The organism is Gemella cuniculi DSM 15828, from assembly GCF_000425665.1.
Taxonomy (GTDB): Bacteria; Bacillota; Bacilli; order Staphylococcales; family Gemellaceae; genus Gemella; species Gemella cuniculi.
On sequence record NZ_AUDW01000017.1, the window covers coordinates 47,501 to 63,492 of the forward strand.

Sequence of the window (15,992 nt, forward strand, 5' to 3'; positions counted from 1 at the left end):
AAATCAATTGACAATGATTATTTTTTGTAATATAATTTAGAAAATAATTTAAGAAATATAACAAAAGTAGAGGTTGCAGTAGACAAGATTAAGCAAATTTAGAGTATAGGGCTCGTTGAGGTTTGCTAAAAGGGTCTATTGCCGAAGTAATATTAAACCTATATTAATATTACTGGGGCTATGTTTAATAAGCATAGAACTGTCATAGTAAAAAACTATGTTGAGCTACAAAATGTCAAACTGAGAAAAAGTATCATGCGATATGAGTGGCTACGCAGGTACTTTATTTTTTTATGTCAATTAAATTATTTATGTATACTGTACTTTAGGAGGAAAATTCATGAAGAAAAAGAATATATTAAAAGTATTTAGCTCAGCAATGGCGTTATCAGTCATATTAGCAGGATGTTCAACAAATTCAAAAACATCTAAAGAAACGTCAAAACCGGCTGTCGATTTTAAAACATCAGTGGATAATGGTGGAGAAGTTGTAAAAGATGCAACTTTAAAAGTTGGTATTTTAAGTGGAGATCCATTAACAGGAATGTTTAATCCTGTATTTTATCTACAAGCAACTGACAGTGCAGTTATGGAAGACACTATGTCTTATACTTTTGCATCAGATCATTCTTATAAACTAAAAGAAGATGATGAAGATGCACCAGTGAAATTCCATTTGGATAGAGATAAAAATCAATCAGTACTTACTATACGAAATGATTTGAAATGGAATGATGGAAAAGACGTAACAGCTGATGATATTATAGCAACTTATGAACTTATGGGTAATCCAAAATATACGGATAATATCCGTTACAAAGTAGATTTTGAAGTAATCGAAGGTATGAAAGATTATCATGAGGGTAAAGCTACTAAAATATCTGGAATTTCTAAAAAAGACGACAAAACTGTAGTTATCCAATATAAAGAAATAAAAGCTGCACTTCTTTGGGGAAGTGGATTTATTACTACATTTTTAAATAAAGATCAAGTGGATGCGGCATCAAAAGATTTTAGTAAATTTGTTGAAGCAGAACTTAATACTAAGCCACTATCATATGGACCTTACTATTTGGATAAAGTAGTAAACGGAGAAAGTGTTTTGGCAAAGCAAAATCCATACTTCTATAAAAAAGATGATGTAAAAATTAAAGAAATTCAATTCAAGGTAGTTACACCTGCACAAGCGAGTTCTGTATTGAAAAATGGAGATGTAGATTATATGGCATCTGTTACTCCAAATGTTTGGAATGCAACAAAAGATGCAAATAACGGAACACTTTTAGGACAACCTGATTTTTATATTTCATATGTAGGTTTTAAATTAGGAACTTGGGATAAAGAAAATGGTGAAGTAAAAGTAAATCCAGAAGCTAAAGCCGCGGATAAACGAGTTCGTCAAGCATTTGGGTATGCGGTAGATTGGGATCAAATTAATGAAAAAATTTATAAAGGATTGAGATTTACTCCAACTAATTCAGGAATTTATCCACCACGTTCAGAAGATTATTATAATAAAGATGGACAAAAGTTTAAAAAAGATGTAGAAAAAGCAAAACAGCTCTTAGATGAGGCAGGTTTGAAAGATACAGATGGGGATGGCTTAAGAGAAGATAAAAATGGAAATAAGCTTACGTTTAACTTTGCTATCCGTAATACTGGGCAAGATTATGATCAAACTTTAGCTGATTCATTTATTAAATCTTGGAAAGAAGTGGGGCTTGATGTTAGATTGACTGATGGAAAATTAATGTCAGCAAAAGATTGGACTCAAAGAGTTACAAGTGATGATCCTTCAATAGATTTATTCCAAGGAGCATGGGGATTAGGAACAAATCCAAATCCATCAAGATTACTAGGTGATAAAGCTCGTATGAACTATCAAAGATATATTAGTGATACTTTGAAAAAAGATTTAGAAACTATTGACTCAAAAGATATGTTAGATGATGCAAAACGTAAAGAAGCATATCAAAAATTTGATAAAGATTTTGCAGAAGAAGCAGCGTGGTTGCCATTTAGTTGGAATACAGAAATCACATGGGTAAATAAACGAATTAAAAATTTTGATGTCCAAAAATATAGTTTTGGGGAACAGAAAATGTATACGTTAGAATTAACATCGAATGATAGTATAAAAGGTTAATAGAAAAGAAAGAACCAGTAAAAAGTTTTAAAGAATAATGAAGTTTATAATTAAGGAAATATAAATATTAATTGTATTTTACAGTAAAACATATGTGTAAATAAATATTTTTATTTAATATTAATATTTTAAATATTGTTGATAGAAGAAAAATTTTAACTTTTACTGTAAAAATTAGCAAATAGGGATTTTCAATTTAAGTTTTATATAAAAAGTTATAAATATTAAGTGATAAAAAATTAAATTAAATTTATTTTATTAAAGAAACATACAGAATAATAAAATTAAATTTTTGTTATTTAGACGCTATTTTCAGACAATTGTATTGACTAATTTATAAAATAGTGATAGAATACATCTATAAAATTAATTGAAAATAAGTTATAAAAATGACGGAGGATAATAAAATGAAAAAGAGTAAGTTTTTAAAAGTATTTAGTTCAGCAATGGCATTATCTGTTATTTTGGCAGGATGTTCATCTAGTTCTAGCAGTTCTAGTTCGAAAGGGACTAAACCTAAAGTAGAATTTAAAACATCAGTGGATAATGGTGGAAGTACTAAAGATGGGCAAACATTAAAATATGGTATTTTGTCTCCACAACCATTAACAGGTATGTGGAATCCAGTCTTTACTGATCAAGCATCGGATCAACTTGTTAATTTGAATACGATGGGTGGAACTTTCCCAACTGATACTGAAGGTCGTGTGAAACAAGATAATGAAGATGCTCCTGTAAAATTCCACATGGATAAAGAAAAAAATGAAATAACTTTAACTATTCATGATGGTGTTAAATGGAGTAATGGAGAAGATTTAACAGCAAAAGATATTGTAGCAACTTATGAACTTATGGGTAATCCTAAGTATACAACAAATACGAACTATAACGATTCATATGAGTTTATTGAAGGTATGAAAGAATACCATGAAGGTAAAGCTAGTACGATTTCTGGTATTCAAGTAAAAGATGATAAAACTGTAGTAATTAAGTATACACAACTTCGTCCGTCTATTTTGTGGGGAGAAGGTATGGTTTCTGACTTCTTAAATGCGAAACAAGTGGAAGAGGCATCAAAAGATTTTTCTAAATTTGCAGAAGCAGAATTAAATAAAAAACCACTATCTTATGGACCATATTACCTTGCTAAAGAAGTAAGTGGAGAAAGTATTCTTGCAGAAGCTAACCCTTATTTCTATAAGAAAGATCAAGTAAAAGCACAAAAAATTGAATTTAAAGTAATTGCACCAGCACAAGCAAGTTCAGTTATAAAATCAGGAGAAGTAGACATTATTGAACAAGTAACATCTAATGTTTATGATAGCTCAAAAGATTTGAAAAATGGAACATTCTTGGGAGAAAGTTCTCGTTATATGTCTTATGTAGGTTTCAAACTTGGTAAATTTGATAAAGAAAAAGGAGAAAATGTAGTTGATCCGAATTCTAAATTTGCTGATAAGAACTTACGTCAAGCATTTTTATATGCAATAGATAGAGATCAAATTAATGAAAAAATCTTTAAAGGAATTAGATTTACTCCGACTGGTTCAGGTATGTATCCACCAGCATTAGGAAAATTGGTTAATGAAAATGCTACTTCAGCTAAAAAAGATGTGGAAAAAGCTAAAAAACTTCTTGATGATGCAGGATATAAAGATACAGACGGTGACGGAATACGTGAAGATAAAAATGGTAAGAAATTAACATTTAACTTTGCGATTCGTAATACAGGGAATGATTATGATCAAGCATTAGCAGACAACTTTATTAAATCATGGAAAGAAGTTGGATTAGATGTTCAATTAAATGATGGAAAATTAATGGCAACTAAAGATTTCTCTCAACGTGTTCAAGCTGATGATCCATCAATCGAAATTTTCCAAGGGGCATGGCAATATGGAACAAATCCTAACCGACAAGAGTTATTAGGTAAAAAAGCACCGCTTAACCTATATCGTTATACTACTGATAAATTTGAAGAAGACTTCAAAACTCAAGCAACATCAGAAATGTTTGATGATAACAAGCTAAAAGAAGCATACAATAAATTTGATACTGAAGTTGCTGAAGAACTACCATTTATTCCATTAAGCTGGGATACTAACATCACATGGGTAAACAAACGTGTTAAAGCATATGATCTTAACAAAATTAAAAATGGAGAATTCTTCTTGTATAATGTAGAATTAACAGAAGACCAAGGTGCTAAATAATAAATTAAATCAATAATAATTTGATATTGTAAATAGGAGTAGAAAGATAGTATCTAGCTACTCCTATTTTTATGAATTTATTTCTAGATTAAATTTGGTATTTTTAACTAAAACAGTTGAATTTTTTTATTTAAAAATATAAAATTGAGAGAGTGCAGAATTATTTAGAAAAATTCTTGTAGAGAAGTTTTAATAAGTATTCATAAAATGTATCTTAATATAGAAGGAAAGAATTAGGAAAGGTGTTCTGATGAGAAAATTTATTTCGGAATTATTATTAATCGGCGTTACTATTATTTGGGGATTAGCATTTATTTGGCAAAATATTGCTAGTAAAGCTCTTGGACCTTTAACCGTAGTAGGTATCAGGTCCTTGATTGCGGTTATTTTTATTACATTAGTTGCATTATTGTTTCCAACTTTGTATAAGAGCCAAGCGCCTAAACTTAATATAAAAAATTCATTATCACAAAAATTGTTATTAGGTAGTTTATGCGGCATTGTTTTATTTTTAGCGATGTATATTCAGCAAATTGGTATTGGTATGACCACGGCAGGTAAGGCTGGATTTATAACAGTTTTGTATATTTGCATAGTGCCTTTTATAGGAGTGTTTTTAGGAAACAAACTCAATAAATTTTTTATTATAGGGTTGATACTTTCGGTAGTTGGTTTTTATTTGCTATCAGTTAAAGAAGAATTTACGCTAGAACTTGGTGATATTATAGTTTTTATTAGTGCTATTTTCTTTGGATTACATATTATAGTCATTGATTATTCAGCTATAAGAGTTAATTCGATGTTTTTATCTATTATCCAACTGGTTGTAGTTTGTGTATTAAGTATCAGTTTAGCATTGTTTAGAGAAACTATTGTTTGGAGTGATATATTAAGTGTAGCGAGTTCTTTACTTGCTCTAGGTATTTTATCTAGTGGAGTGGGGTATACTCTCCAAATCATCTCTCAAAGGGAAATTCCGCCGCATACAACATCACTGATTATGAGTTTAGAATCTGTCGTTGCAGCAATAGGAGTGGTTCTTATACTTCACGAACATATTGGTATGAGAGAAGCTATTGGTATGGTAATTGTTTTAGTTGGAATTATTATATCGCAATTACGAGATAAAAAATCGAAAATATAATTAAAATAAAAAATTGTTAAAATAGTCTTGTAGATAAAGAATGAGAGGAAAGTGTTTTTTAGTACTAATTATTCTTTTTAGGAGGTTTTATGAGAAAGATATTTAAAGTATTAGGAAGTGTTATTTTAGTTTGCGTACTTTGTTTTGGTGTTCTAGTAGGTTACCTTATGGCAACAGAATACAAACCAAGTGATGTGGAAAGCCTGAATATTAATAAAAAACAAGGTCAAGTAGTGAAATTAAATACAGAGTATAGTGCATTGGATTGGAATGTAGGTTATTTTGGAATGGATAAAGATGTTGATTTCTTTATGGATGGTGGAAAGATGGTACTACCTATTGATAAAGAACACGTTGAGAATAATTTGAAAAATATTACGAAGATTATAAAAGAACAAAACGTTGATGTCGCATTTTTACAAGAGGTGGATGAGAATTCTAAGCGAACGTTTAATATTAATCAAGTAAAGTATATGGATGATTATTTTAATGACAATAGCAGTATTTTTGCTTATAATTTCAAAGTAAAATATATCCCCTATCCTTATCCAACATTAGGAAAAATGAACAGTGGAATTTATACTTCTACTAAATTTAATGTAGAAGAAGCAAAAAGGTATCAAATGCCGATTCCATTTACTTTTCCAGAGAGATTGGCAAACCTCAAACGTGGGTTTTCAGTTAGTTACAGCAACATAGAAAATAGTGATAAAAAGCTAGTTCTAATAAATGCTCACTTGGATGCTTATGATAAAGATAATAAAGGGAAAATTGCTCAAACTAAAATGCTTGTAGAGTTTATGAATAGTGAGTATGCCAAAGGAAATTATATTTTATTAGGTGCAGATTTTAACCAGGAACTTAGAGATTTAACACGAGAAGAAATAGAGCGAGTTCCAGAAAATCTTTGGAGAGCAGAGTTATTTGATAAAAGTTTACTTGGTAAGAATTTCAAACTTTATTACGACTCTTCTCGTCCATCAGCAAGGCTAAACAATAAACCGTACGAAAAAAATTCAAAAAATACTTATGAGTTTTTAATAGATGGGTATATTGCAAGTGATAACATAGAAGTATTAGAAGTAAAAACATTGGAAGAAGATTACAATCACAGTGACCATAATCCTGTAAAATTAAGATATAGATTGAAGTAATATCAAAGTTAGAAAAGAACTTAAAAAAGTGTGCTATCGTAAAGATGAATAAATTTTGAAAACGGGGCAATATTTAAATTCTTTTTTGCGAAATATTATATCGTTAATCAAATTTATCCAAAAGTTATAAATTTTGATAAATATATGATAAGGAAATAAAGGGAATTATTCTGCTGCATTGTTATATAATTTCTAATAAAAATCCCAAGATAACGAGTTTAAAACTCAAAATCTTGGGATTTATTTTATACTTCTTGTTTCTCTTTTTTGAAAAAGGTTTGATTTAGTTTATCAACAATTGCTGATAATGCTCCATCTCCAGAGATATTGCATGCAGTTCCAAAGCTATCTTGTGTAATATAAAGTGCAATCATAAGTGATAACATGATTTCATTAAAACCAAGAACAGATTGTAATAGTCCAAGTGCTGCCATAACACCGCCTCCAGGTACGCCCGGAGCAGCTACCATCGTTACTCCAAGAAGAATAACAAATTTAATCATCACCGCTGTCGATGGGAACGCAGCTCCATTTTGTAACCAATAAACCGCAGTTGCACAAGTAGTTAGTGTAATTGTACTACCTGATAGGTGAATGGTTGCAAATAATGGAATAGTAAAGTTAGCAATATTTTTATCAACACCCATTTTTTTAGTGCTTCTAAGAGTGACTGGAATAGTTGCAGCTGATGATTGGGTACCGATTGCTGTCATATACGCTGGTATAATGTTAACAAGCATTTTAATTGGATTTTTTCCATTTACAGAACCTGCAATAGTGTATTGAATAATAATTATTATTAAGTGAAGAATTAAAATTACTACGAATACCATAATGAAGATTTTTAAAATTTTAAACACTTCTCCAGAAGCGGTAATATTCATAAATACACCAAGAATATAAAAAGGAAGAAGTGGAATAATTACTGTAGAAAGTAATTTTTCAATAATTTCTCCAAAATCATTAAAACCTTGTTTAAGACCTTCAGATTTTATAGCAGAAATTCCGATACCTAAAATAAACGAAATAATAAGTGCAGTTGTAACGTCAAAAATAGGGGTCATTTTAAAATCTATATATCCTTTTAGCATTAGATCTTCTGGATTTTGGAAAGTTTGTAAAGTAGCATTAGCTAGTATACTAGGTAAAACTAATTTTGCTACTAGAAAAGCGAAAGTTCCTGCGATAAGAGTAGAGATATATGCAACTCCAGTCGAAAGTCCTAAAAGTTTTCCTGCATTATTGGAAACTTGACTAATGCCAGGGACTATAAATCCAACTATAATAAGTGGAATAGTAAATCCTAAAAATGAACTAAAAATAGAAGAAAAAGTTACAAATATTCTAATAATAGAAGTAGGTAACGCACTTCCTAAAATAATTCCGAGTACAATGGCTAAAACTAATTTAGCAAGTAGTGGTATTTTTTTATAAAAACTCATGTATAAATCTCCTTGTTTAATCGAAAAATGTATTTTTTAAAAAGACACTTGTACATTATACATGAAAAAATCTATTTTGTAAAGAGTAGAAATTTCTACTATCAAATATTTTTAAAAAATTTTTTTCTTAAAAACTCCTTACATATTTTGAAAGTGACAACTATATTCAACACAATCCAGGAATTGCAGATGGTGTATCTGGGTTAGGAGCTGCACTTTCTGTAATGGCAGAGCAAGGTATTACTATGATTTATAATAAAACTTATCAAATATTAGCTCAAGGTAATTTTGCACTTGCAGTAAGTGAGGGTACTTTTGCAGGAGAGCAAACATCTTTTTATGATTTATTTAGAGTGGAAAATGGTAAAATTGCGGAACATTGGGACGTAATGGAAACTATTGTGACAGAATCAGCACATAATAATGGTAAATTTTAATATTAAGATATTTCCCAAGAAATGTAAGTTTAAGTTTTGATAGAGTAAAATTTAACAAAAGTTAAAATAAAATTTCTAAAAAGAGGAGCAACTCAAAATCTTAATTTTACGATAGTCGTTAATATCTTAAGCTGTATAGCCGTGAAAATATTAGTTAGTTTGCACTATCAACTCGATTTTATAGAATTGCTCCTTTTTAGTGTTTATTATATTTTTTTAACAAATTCAGATTTTAATTTCATTGCACCGAAGCCGTCAATTTTACAATCAATATCATGATCTCCGTCTACAAGACGAATATTTTTGACTTTTGTACCTTGTTTAAGTGGTTGAGAACTTCCTTTTACTTTTAAATCTTTGATGACAGTAACGGTATCTCCATCTTGAAGAATATTTCCATTAGCATCACGGAAAACTTTTTCAGTTTCAGTTTCTTCTTGAGTATCTTCTGGGGTCCATTCATATGCACACATAGGGCATACTAGCATGTTCCCATCTTCATAAGTATACTCACTATTACATTTAAGACAATTTGGTAACGTCATTATTTTCCTCCATAAATTCTTTTAGTACAAAGCATATTATACCATATAAAAGGATAATAGCAAATTATATATGAAAAAATTATCGATACAGGGATTTTTAGTAAAAATAATATTTTTGAGAAGTTATTGGTTAAAAACTTTCTTTGTATAAAATGTAAAGGAAATAGATGGGGGAGATTGTGTACTTAGGAATTGGATAAGGAATAATAAATTGTTAATATTAATCTAACAAATAATAGTTGATTAAAAAAAATAACAAAAACAAGTGAAATAGCCTGTTCCTATTTCACTTGTTTAAATATTATTTTTTTAACAGTTTTAGTATTTTTCTACGAAGTGGTAATCCGTAGTTGTACATAAGATTAAATGTTTGAGATAAGACCAAATCAAATTCTCCATAATATTCAACTATGTTAGGGGAGAATTTTGATTTAAATCCTAATAAGCTGTCATCAAGGCTTCCTTCAATTCCGCCCATAGAAACTTCACTAACTCCCATATTTTGTGCTTGTTTCATTGTATCAGAAAAGACTTTATATTGTGCAGGAAGTTTTGAAAAAGCATCGTTCATGCCAGCATAAATTATTTCAGCATGATTGCCATAAGCGATCGTGATTGCTGCACTAATAACTTGGTCGGTGTGTTTATCTTTAATTTCTAAATTGTTAAATAAATCAATTAACTTATCAATTCCTGCAACTTGTTCAAGTAAGGTACGTTTTTTCTTAGGTGATTTTTCTCCAAGATTCAAAATTTCTTTTTCCAAAATTTCTTTACGTTCATAACATGATTTTAAAGAATTCTCAACATTTATATAGGAAATGTAAAGTAGTGCATTTTCCCCAAATGTATCAAGAAGTGTTTCAAAATAATCGCGGCCTCTAAGTGAGATATGTTTTCTTTTTTCAGTGCATTCTAAAGCGAATAGGAAGTCATCTAAGTTTTCCTTTCCACAACGTCTTACTTCCACAAATTTTTTCTCAGCATCACGGATAAGTCTACGAGTATCTTTAGGGAATAAATCAGGGATATTATTATCTGTAAGTTTTGTTACAGTGTTAAATCGGGGTTGAATAGTACTACTCATATCTAAACTAAATCCTTTATGCTTATAGCCGTTTTTACTAAAAGTTTCGAGTAAGTTATTATTTTTATGCTCTATATTTACATTTTTAAAGTTATTTAATTTCTCATCTTTAACTGCAACTGGTATATCAATTTTAACCATCTTAGCTTTTTTTTCTTTAGCAAAGTTTTTTAAATTATTTAAAAAGAAATTAATAAGTTCTTCATTAGAATAGTCCAAAATGGGACCACGAGGGATATACCATAGACCTTGTCTCGTAAGAATTTGGGCAGCTGCAATTATATTGTTGTTATTATCCACAACTACAACTCGCTCATTTCCCCAAGTAGTTTTAATTTTAGACCATTCTATGGATTGCATCATATTACCAAGCATATTGTTTTTAATAAATTTTGTATATTTTTCGTTATCAACTTTATTTAAAAATTTCATATTTCATAAATCCTTTGATTTTTAGTCCAACTTATCATAACAAATTAAACCAAAAAAAGCAATGAAAAATATACGAGCTTCTGGCAAGTAGTGTATTGAGAAAAAGTCAATAGAGAGTAATTCAAAAGTTTTTTATTTTCAAATTTTTGGGTTGAATGTTTTATTTTAGTGTGAGATAGAGGTAAGAATTTAAAATATTATGACTTATTCTCTTTTAGTAATTTAATTAATTTTATTTTTTCTCATTAATAGTAGTATAGATGCAAAAGTAGCTAAAATACCTAGATTATTTAAATTGTTGGTAGTAGTACCAGTTGCAGGTAATGCATTTTTTTTGCTTACTTCAATGTTTTGATAATTTACTAGTTGTTTTTGTAAATTATTAAGTTTATCATCTTGACTGTTAGTTTTATTAACAGGAGATTCTGGAAGTTTAGGTATTATGTTTTGTTTTTTATTATCCATTACTGGATTATTTTTTGAACTTTCTTCTTTTTTAGAACTGTGTGATTCATTTTTATCAGAAGGCTTAGGAGTTTTTATTTCATCTGTATTTTTTGGTTTAGTAATACGAATACCTGAACCTTTCATTACAGGGATATGTTTCCAAAAAATTTGGCGACCATTTTCTAAGTCATAACCAACTATAGAAAGAGTATCATTTTCTTTTAATTGATGATTTAATAAGTCGATTTCAACATTTCCCTTATTATCAGAAGTTGCTTTTGCTATAATGTTGTCTGATTTTCCGTTTTTATATACTTGAATTTCTAAATTTGGTGCAGTTTTTCCTTTTAGATAACCGTGATCTGTCGTAACCATATCTGTTGTAAAAGTTCGTTCTTCTAATGGTGCTTCTTCTTCACGATTTATGATAGTATAAGTTTTAGAAGTTAATTCTGCCATTGTTTTAGGATCTATTACTTGGAAAGTAATTTTTTCACCTTTTTCAAATTTTCTTTCGATATCACGCATATCAACACCGAAGTAACCTAGTTCATCAGCGACAAGTGGCGGGTATTGTTTACCTTGAATAGAAGATGTTATTTTTATATACGTATTAGGGAATATACTACGCCCTATAAAATGGTTAGTTTCTGTATGTAATTTACGAACAAACAATGGATTTTTATGTGAAATACTTGATTCTTCCTCTTCTGCAAAAATATTTAACTTATCCAAAACATAAGGAATTAATGAATTACTCAAAGTTTCTGATTTACCATCAACTGTATCAAGAGTTAGGTGATTATATTGATTATTTGAACTAATATGTACACGATAGAACTTTTGACCAGGTTTAACGTTTGTTAGTGAGACAGAGTAGTCACCATTTTCATCAGAGATTGCTTCTGCAATGAATTTTCCAGTTTCTGCATCATATAGATGAATTTGTGAATCATTTTCTGTTTTTCCAGAAAGTGTTGGTGAGCTTGACTTAATAGTATTAGGAGTAAAAGGTGATTCAGTTTTCTTACCTTCTGTAGAGAATTCTCTTATAGGAATATTTTTAATAACAAGATCACCATCTTCAGAAATAAATGATAAATTTACGATATCGCCTTTTTTAAATTTTAGACCTTCAGCAACATCTTGTAACTTAGTTTCAAAGTAACCATTTTCATCAATTTTACTTTCAACTGTCATAAAGGCTCCATTAACACTCATCATAACAGAACCGCGAACAGAAGTATGTCCAGTAACCTTGTTTTGATCTATATAAACAGGGTTTGTTAGAACTTGGTGTCGACCATTTTCTTTTTCTAAGCGTTTTGTTGGTGGTGTATATGTTTCGTTGTGAGGTGGCATTTGGATAATTTGTTCCGCTTCTCCACCTTCAATTTCCTCATCTTCAGATTCTAATACTTCAGCCCTAATAGAAGTTATTTTAATTTTTTGTCCGTAGTAGACAGGGACATTTCCTAAATCTAGTTTGAATTTTCCTTCTTCATCAGCGACAAGAGGATTATCAACAGATGATTTAGCAACGTCATCTATGTCAATAAAAACATGACTTTTCGGATGAGTTCTTCCTGATATTTTAGTATCCCCTGGATTTATAGCATCTGCTTCAACGAAATTTTCTAAAGTAGTAGAAGTTTCTTTTTTATCACTTTCTTCAGAAGTCTCGTTAGCTTTTAAAACTTCATCAGATTCAGTATTTTCAAAAGTACTATCTAGGTTTTTATCAGTATTTAAAGTTTTATCAGATTCAGTATTATCTAAATTTGTAGAAACATCTTTATCAGAGGTAGTTTCTTTTGTGTCTAGATTAGTATTGTCCGCATCTTCTTTTAATTCTGCTTTTTCGATAATAGCAGTATTAGAAGATGAATCAGTTTCAGCAGCATGTGCTTCATGAGATATACAAGCTACAGAACCTATAAATGAAATGGCAAGTATAGCCGAAGCAAGCCCTTTTTTACTTTTTCTGAAACCATATATTTCTTTTTTTGTGTATTTTTCATAATATATTGTACTTCCTTAACATAAATTTTTAATAAGGAAAATTATGAAAATATCTGCGGATTATCTTCTAACTTTCCTTATTAGCAATCAAATTATATATTTTGCTTATAAAGTGTGTATGAATTTTTCAAAAAAATATTGCTATATATCTTTATAAATTATATAATTAGTAAAAGGAGATATTGCTATTTTAGTTATAGTACAAAAATTAGTTAATTTTGGACAATAAGTGGGTGTATTATCTACTTAGCTTAGTTTTTATAGAAGGAGTTGATATTATGAATATGAATGTTATTTATGTGATGCTAGCTTTTATTTTCGTTTATGCTATGATTTCATCAGTACAGAACAAGAAAAAGCAAAGAGATGAGATAAGCAAAGAAGCGTTTAAGAGACTTCAAGATAAAAGTTATAAAAAAGAGCTAGAGCAAGTTGTAAATCACAGTCAAGATGATGCTTTTAATATTGCATCGTTAAGAAAAAAATACTATTTAAACTACAAAGATGCAAAAAGTTTATGGGAAATTTTAAAAAATAGAAGGTAGGGATATTTTATATGAAAATAGGAATAATTATTTTAGGTGTATTGCTATTTATATTATTATACTTTCGCTCTGCAAAAAACACGCCAGAAAGTGAAAATGAAAGTAGAGAACTTTTTAATAAACTTATTCAAGATGAGTATAAAGAAGAGTTAAATTCTGTTGTAGATAGGAGCAAAGGAGATTTTGAAAATATAAAATTACTTAGAGAAAAATATAATTTGACCATTTTAGATTCAAAAAATTTATGGGATAGGGTGAAAACTTACGAAACTCAGGAGAATGATTTTTCATCTAAAGTACAGGAAGATTATTCTGATATACAAACTGTTATAGATAGAACTAAAGGAGATATTTATAATATAAAATTGATAAGAGAGTATTATGGAATAGGCTTGAAAGAAGCAAAAGAATTATGGGATAGCATAAGATAAGGTATTAGGTTTATAAAATAAGATTTTATTTTTTATACAAAATGAAATAAATAAAGAAGTAGAGTAAATTAAAGAACATTCTAATTTATTCTACTTCTTATGTTTTTTATCAAATGTGATGATGTAATAAACTTAAAAGAGAGTTATATATTATATTTTTCTTTAAGTTAGTGGAACTATTTTGTTCCTTCTATCGTGATCATCCAAACTTCACTACGTGCTGTTGTTTTGAATGGTGGTCCCCAAAATCCATAGCCACTAGTGGTAAAGAAATGTGTATTATTAATCTCTTTATAACCATGATCAAGGACATAAACACGATCGGTTATATAATTTATTGGCCAAATTTGTCCACGATGTGTATGACCTGATAATTGAACATCAATAGGAAGTGTGCTATGGTGAGCTATTGCATCAGGTTGGTGATCAATAAGAATAGTAGTTTTATTCGTATCGACATCTTTTAATAAATCTTCTGTAGATTTTCTATTACGATCAGTTTTATCATTACGCCCTACAAGTGTTATCTCATCGGTTAGTTTTGTATTTTCATCGAGTAAAACTTTTATTCCAGTTTTAGAGATTTCTTCTGTAATTTCACGAACGTCATTATCGTGATTGCCCATAACAGTATAGACTCCGAGAGGAGCAGAAAGTTTGCTTAAAGTTTCTCCCATATTACGTTTTTTGTACATAACCATATCATCATCCATAATATCACCAGCAATAATAATTGCATCAGGTTTCTCATCATTTATAATTTTATTTAATTTTTCAAGTTGACCATTACCGAAAAATGTACCAAGATGAATATCTGCAACCATAGCAATCTTAATAGGTCTTTCAATTTTCTTATTTACTTTGATGGTCTGATGTTTTACTGTAGGAGAATATGCCCAAAAAAGTCCTAAAGCGGTCATCCCAATAAGAAAAATGGTAGTAATACTTAAACTAATACCTTGGGAAAGATTAAGTTTAAATAATTTTAAAACTAAACGAGCTACAAGTAAAATTACAGCAACTACTACTCCATTAGTAAAATAGAAAAACCAGATATTACCATAATTAACAATAGGTGCACCTAGCCTAAGCACATAGCCTAAAATTGAAAAATTGGCGAAAATAAAAAATAATATTCCAATAACAAGTTTTATTTTTGGTGCGATAAAAGGTGTAATCATCCATTTAAGACCAAGCCAAAGAAGAACTATTAATACTTCATAGAAGATGGCAACACCAAGGAACATTACTATAGCTTTCCAGTTATTTAACATAAAATTTTCCTCCATAAATATTCTATACTAACAAAATTTAATAACTAAAATAAGGAATTTAGTCAAAATATTATATAATATTAAAATTTTAACTAATCCCTAAATCTATAAAAGTATAGTTCCTTGACTTAAAATAGAATTTAAATAAAATAGTATATTATAGTAATAATGGAATAATAAAATATATAAATAAAAGCTTTGATTTAAAAGGCTTCTTCTTTTTTTAAAATAAACTTTTTGATATAAAGTTCCCTGCTACTTACCCTGCCGAAGAGTAAAATTTACAATGTAAGAAGGTGAACAGTTTTGAAATATATACAAGATTATCTTAATATTAAACTACCCTACCACTCGCCTCAAATAAATATATTCAATAAAAACTTAGATATTTTTATAATCTAAGTTTTTTATTTATTTCTAATATCATTATGCTAAATGTAAAACTTATAGTATAATAAATACAAAAGCAATAAAAAAAGGATGTCATTATGAATATATTACAATCTGACAAAGACCAAGCTATCACAAGTGCTACCGCATTTCAAACTATAGCCAGTACTATCTCTAAAGAAATAAATATATCAAAAGATACTCAAACAACAGTATCTGGCAACACTAATGCACAAAATAGTATAGAAGCATCAAAACAAACAGCTGGTAAAATATCAAAAAC

The 15,992-nt window shown here is 29.2% G+C and carries 13 protein-coding genes and 1 riboswitch; of the genes, 8 read left to right on the forward strand and 5 right to left on the reverse strand.

Annotation, left to right across the window (positions count from 1 at the left end; all coding sequences use genetic code 11):
• The first annotated feature begins 59 nt into the window (after window positions 1-59).
• Window positions 60-236: riboswitch (Lysine riboswitch) on the forward strand.
• 104 nt (window positions 237-340) lie between these two features.
• The 4 genes from H612_RS0102070 to H612_RS0102085 all read left to right on the forward strand — a co-directional run bounded on the left by H612_RS0102070 (window position 341) and on the right by H612_RS0102085 (window position 6,657).
• The gene (locus tag H612_RS0102070; protein WP_027129958.1) at window positions 341-2,146 is read left to right on the forward strand and encodes an ABC transporter substrate-binding protein; all 1,806 of its coding nucleotides are present in this window, start codon (window positions 341-343) and stop codon (window positions 2,144-2,146) included.
• A gap of 407 nt (window positions 2,147-2,553) precedes the next feature.
• The gene (locus H612_RS0102075) at window positions 2,554-4,359 is read left to right on the forward strand and encodes an ABC transporter substrate-binding protein (protein ID WP_027129959.1); all 1,806 of its coding nucleotides are present in this window, start codon (window positions 2,554-2,556) and stop codon (window positions 4,357-4,359) included.
• A 250-nt stretch (window positions 4,360-4,609) separates the two neighbouring features.
• Entirely contained in the window at window positions 4,610-5,503 is an 894-nt protein-coding gene (locus H612_RS0102080; RefSeq protein WP_027129960.1) for a DMT family transporter, read from the forward strand.
• A gap of 89 nt (window positions 5,504-5,592) precedes the next feature.
• Complete coding sequence (locus H612_RS0102085; protein WP_027129961.1) at window positions 5,593-6,657, forward strand: endonuclease/exonuclease/phosphatase family protein; 1,065 nt, start codon at window positions 5,593-5,595, stop codon at window positions 6,655-6,657.
• Between the two features lie 245 nt (window positions 6,658-6,902).
• On the opposite strand, the gene H612_RS0102090 is transcribed toward H612_RS0102085, so the two are convergent.
• On the reverse strand, window positions 6,903-8,099 hold the full coding sequence (locus tag H612_RS0102090; protein ID WP_027129962.1) for a dicarboxylate/amino acid:cation symporter: 1,197 nt from the start codon (window positions 8,097-8,099) through the stop codon (window positions 6,903-6,905).
• Between the two features lie 224 nt (window positions 8,100-8,323).
• Here H612_RS0102090 and H612_RS08935 point away from each other — a divergent pair, with 224 nt between their 5' ends.
• A complete protein-coding gene (locus H612_RS08935; RefSeq protein WP_211223591.1) occupies window positions 8,324-8,536 on the forward strand; it encodes a nuclear transport factor 2 family protein in 213 nt (70 codons plus the stop codon).
• 206 nt (window positions 8,537-8,742) lie between these two features.
• Here H612_RS08935 and H612_RS0102100 read toward each other — a convergent pair whose 3' ends face one another.
• The 3 genes from H612_RS0102100 to H612_RS0102110 all read right to left on the reverse strand — a co-directional run bounded on the left by H612_RS0102100 (window position 8,743) and on the right by H612_RS0102110 (window position 12,409).
• Entirely contained in the window at window positions 8,743-9,081 is a 339-nt protein-coding gene (locus H612_RS0102100) for a zinc ribbon domain-containing protein YjdM (protein ID WP_027129963.1), read from the reverse strand.
• A 301-nt stretch (window positions 9,082-9,382) separates the two neighbouring features.
• On the reverse strand, window positions 9,383-10,600 hold the full coding sequence (locus H612_RS0102105) for a peptidoglycan bridge formation glycyltransferase FemA/FemB family protein (protein ID WP_027129964.1): 1,218 nt from the start codon (window positions 10,598-10,600) through the stop codon (window positions 9,383-9,385).
• A 222-nt stretch (window positions 10,601-10,822) separates the two neighbouring features.
• Window positions 10,823-12,409 carry a hypothetical protein gene (locus H612_RS0102110; RefSeq protein WP_027129965.1) on the reverse strand — a complete coding sequence of 529 codons (1,587 nt, stop codon included), beginning with the start codon at window positions 12,407-12,409 and terminating at the stop codon, window positions 10,823-10,825.
• A 938-nt stretch (window positions 12,410-13,347) separates the two neighbouring features.
• On the opposite strand from H612_RS0102110, the gene H612_RS0102115 reads away from it, so the two are divergent.
• Together H612_RS0102115 and H612_RS0102120 are read left to right on the forward strand one after the other, a co-directional pair.
• The gene (locus H612_RS0102115; RefSeq protein WP_027129966.1) at window positions 13,348-13,614 is read left to right on the forward strand and encodes a hypothetical protein; all 267 of its coding nucleotides are present in this window, start codon (window positions 13,348-13,350) and stop codon (window positions 13,612-13,614) included.
• 11 nt (window positions 13,615-13,625) lie between these two features.
• The gene (locus H612_RS0102120; RefSeq protein ID WP_027129967.1) at window positions 13,626-14,045 is read left to right on the forward strand and encodes a hypothetical protein; all 420 of its coding nucleotides are present in this window, start codon (window positions 13,626-13,628) and stop codon (window positions 14,043-14,045) included.
• Window positions 14,046-14,221: 176 nt separating this feature from the next.
• On the opposite strand, the gene H612_RS0102125 is transcribed toward H612_RS0102120, so the two are convergent.
• Window positions 14,222-15,319 (reverse strand): metallophosphoesterase, encoded by a 1,098-nt coding sequence (locus tag H612_RS0102125; protein ID WP_027129968.1) that lies wholly within the window; start codon window positions 15,317-15,319, stop codon window positions 14,222-14,224.
• Between the two features lie 488 nt (window positions 15,320-15,807).
• Between H612_RS0102125 and H612_RS0102130 the strand changes: the two genes are divergently transcribed.
• A partial coding sequence (locus H612_RS0102130) for a TIGR04197 family type VII secretion effector (RefSeq protein WP_027129969.1) occupies window positions 15,808-15,992 on the forward strand: 185 nt, incomplete at its 3' end.

Coding starts and splice junctions, on each gene's coding strand:
- H612_RS0102070 (WP_027129958.1), top strand. CDS start 341: ATGAAGAAAAAGAATATATTAAAAGTATTTAGCTCAGCAATGGCGTTA.
- H612_RS0102075 (WP_027129959.1), top strand. CDS start 2,554: ATGAAAAAGAGTAAGTTTTTAAAAGTATTTAGTTCAGCAATGGCATTA.
- H612_RS0102080 (WP_027129960.1), top strand. CDS start 4,610: ATGAGAAAATTTATTTCGGAATTATTATTAATCGGCGTTACTATTATT.
- H612_RS0102085 (WP_027129961.1), top strand. CDS start 5,593: ATGAGAAAGATATTTAAAGTATTAGGAAGTGTTATTTTAGTTTGCGTA.
- H612_RS0102090 (WP_027129962.1), bottom strand. CDS start 8,099: ATGAGTTTTTATAAAAAAATACCACTACTTGCTAAATTAGTTTTAGCC.
- H612_RS08935 (WP_211223591.1), top strand. CDS start 8,324: ATGGCAGAGCAAGGTATTACTATGATTTATAATAAAACTTATCAAATA.
- H612_RS0102100 (WP_027129963.1), bottom strand. CDS start 9,081: ATGACGTTACCAAATTGTCTTAAATGTAATAGTGAGTATACTTATGAA.
- H612_RS0102105 (WP_027129964.1), bottom strand. CDS start 10,600: ATGAAATTTTTAAATAAAGTTGATAACGAAAAATATACAAAATTTATT.
- H612_RS0102110 (WP_027129965.1), bottom strand. CDS start 12,409: ATGCCACCTCACAACGAAACATATACACCACCAACAAAACGCTTAGAA.
- H612_RS0102115 (WP_027129966.1), top strand. CDS start 13,348: ATGAATATGAATGTTATTTATGTGATGCTAGCTTTTATTTTCGTTTAT.
- H612_RS0102120 (WP_027129967.1), top strand. CDS start 13,626: ATGAAAATAGGAATAATTATTTTAGGTGTATTGCTATTTATATTATTA.
- H612_RS0102125 (WP_027129968.1), bottom strand. CDS start 15,319: ATGTTAAATAACTGGAAAGCTATAGTAATGTTCCTTGGTGTTGCCATC.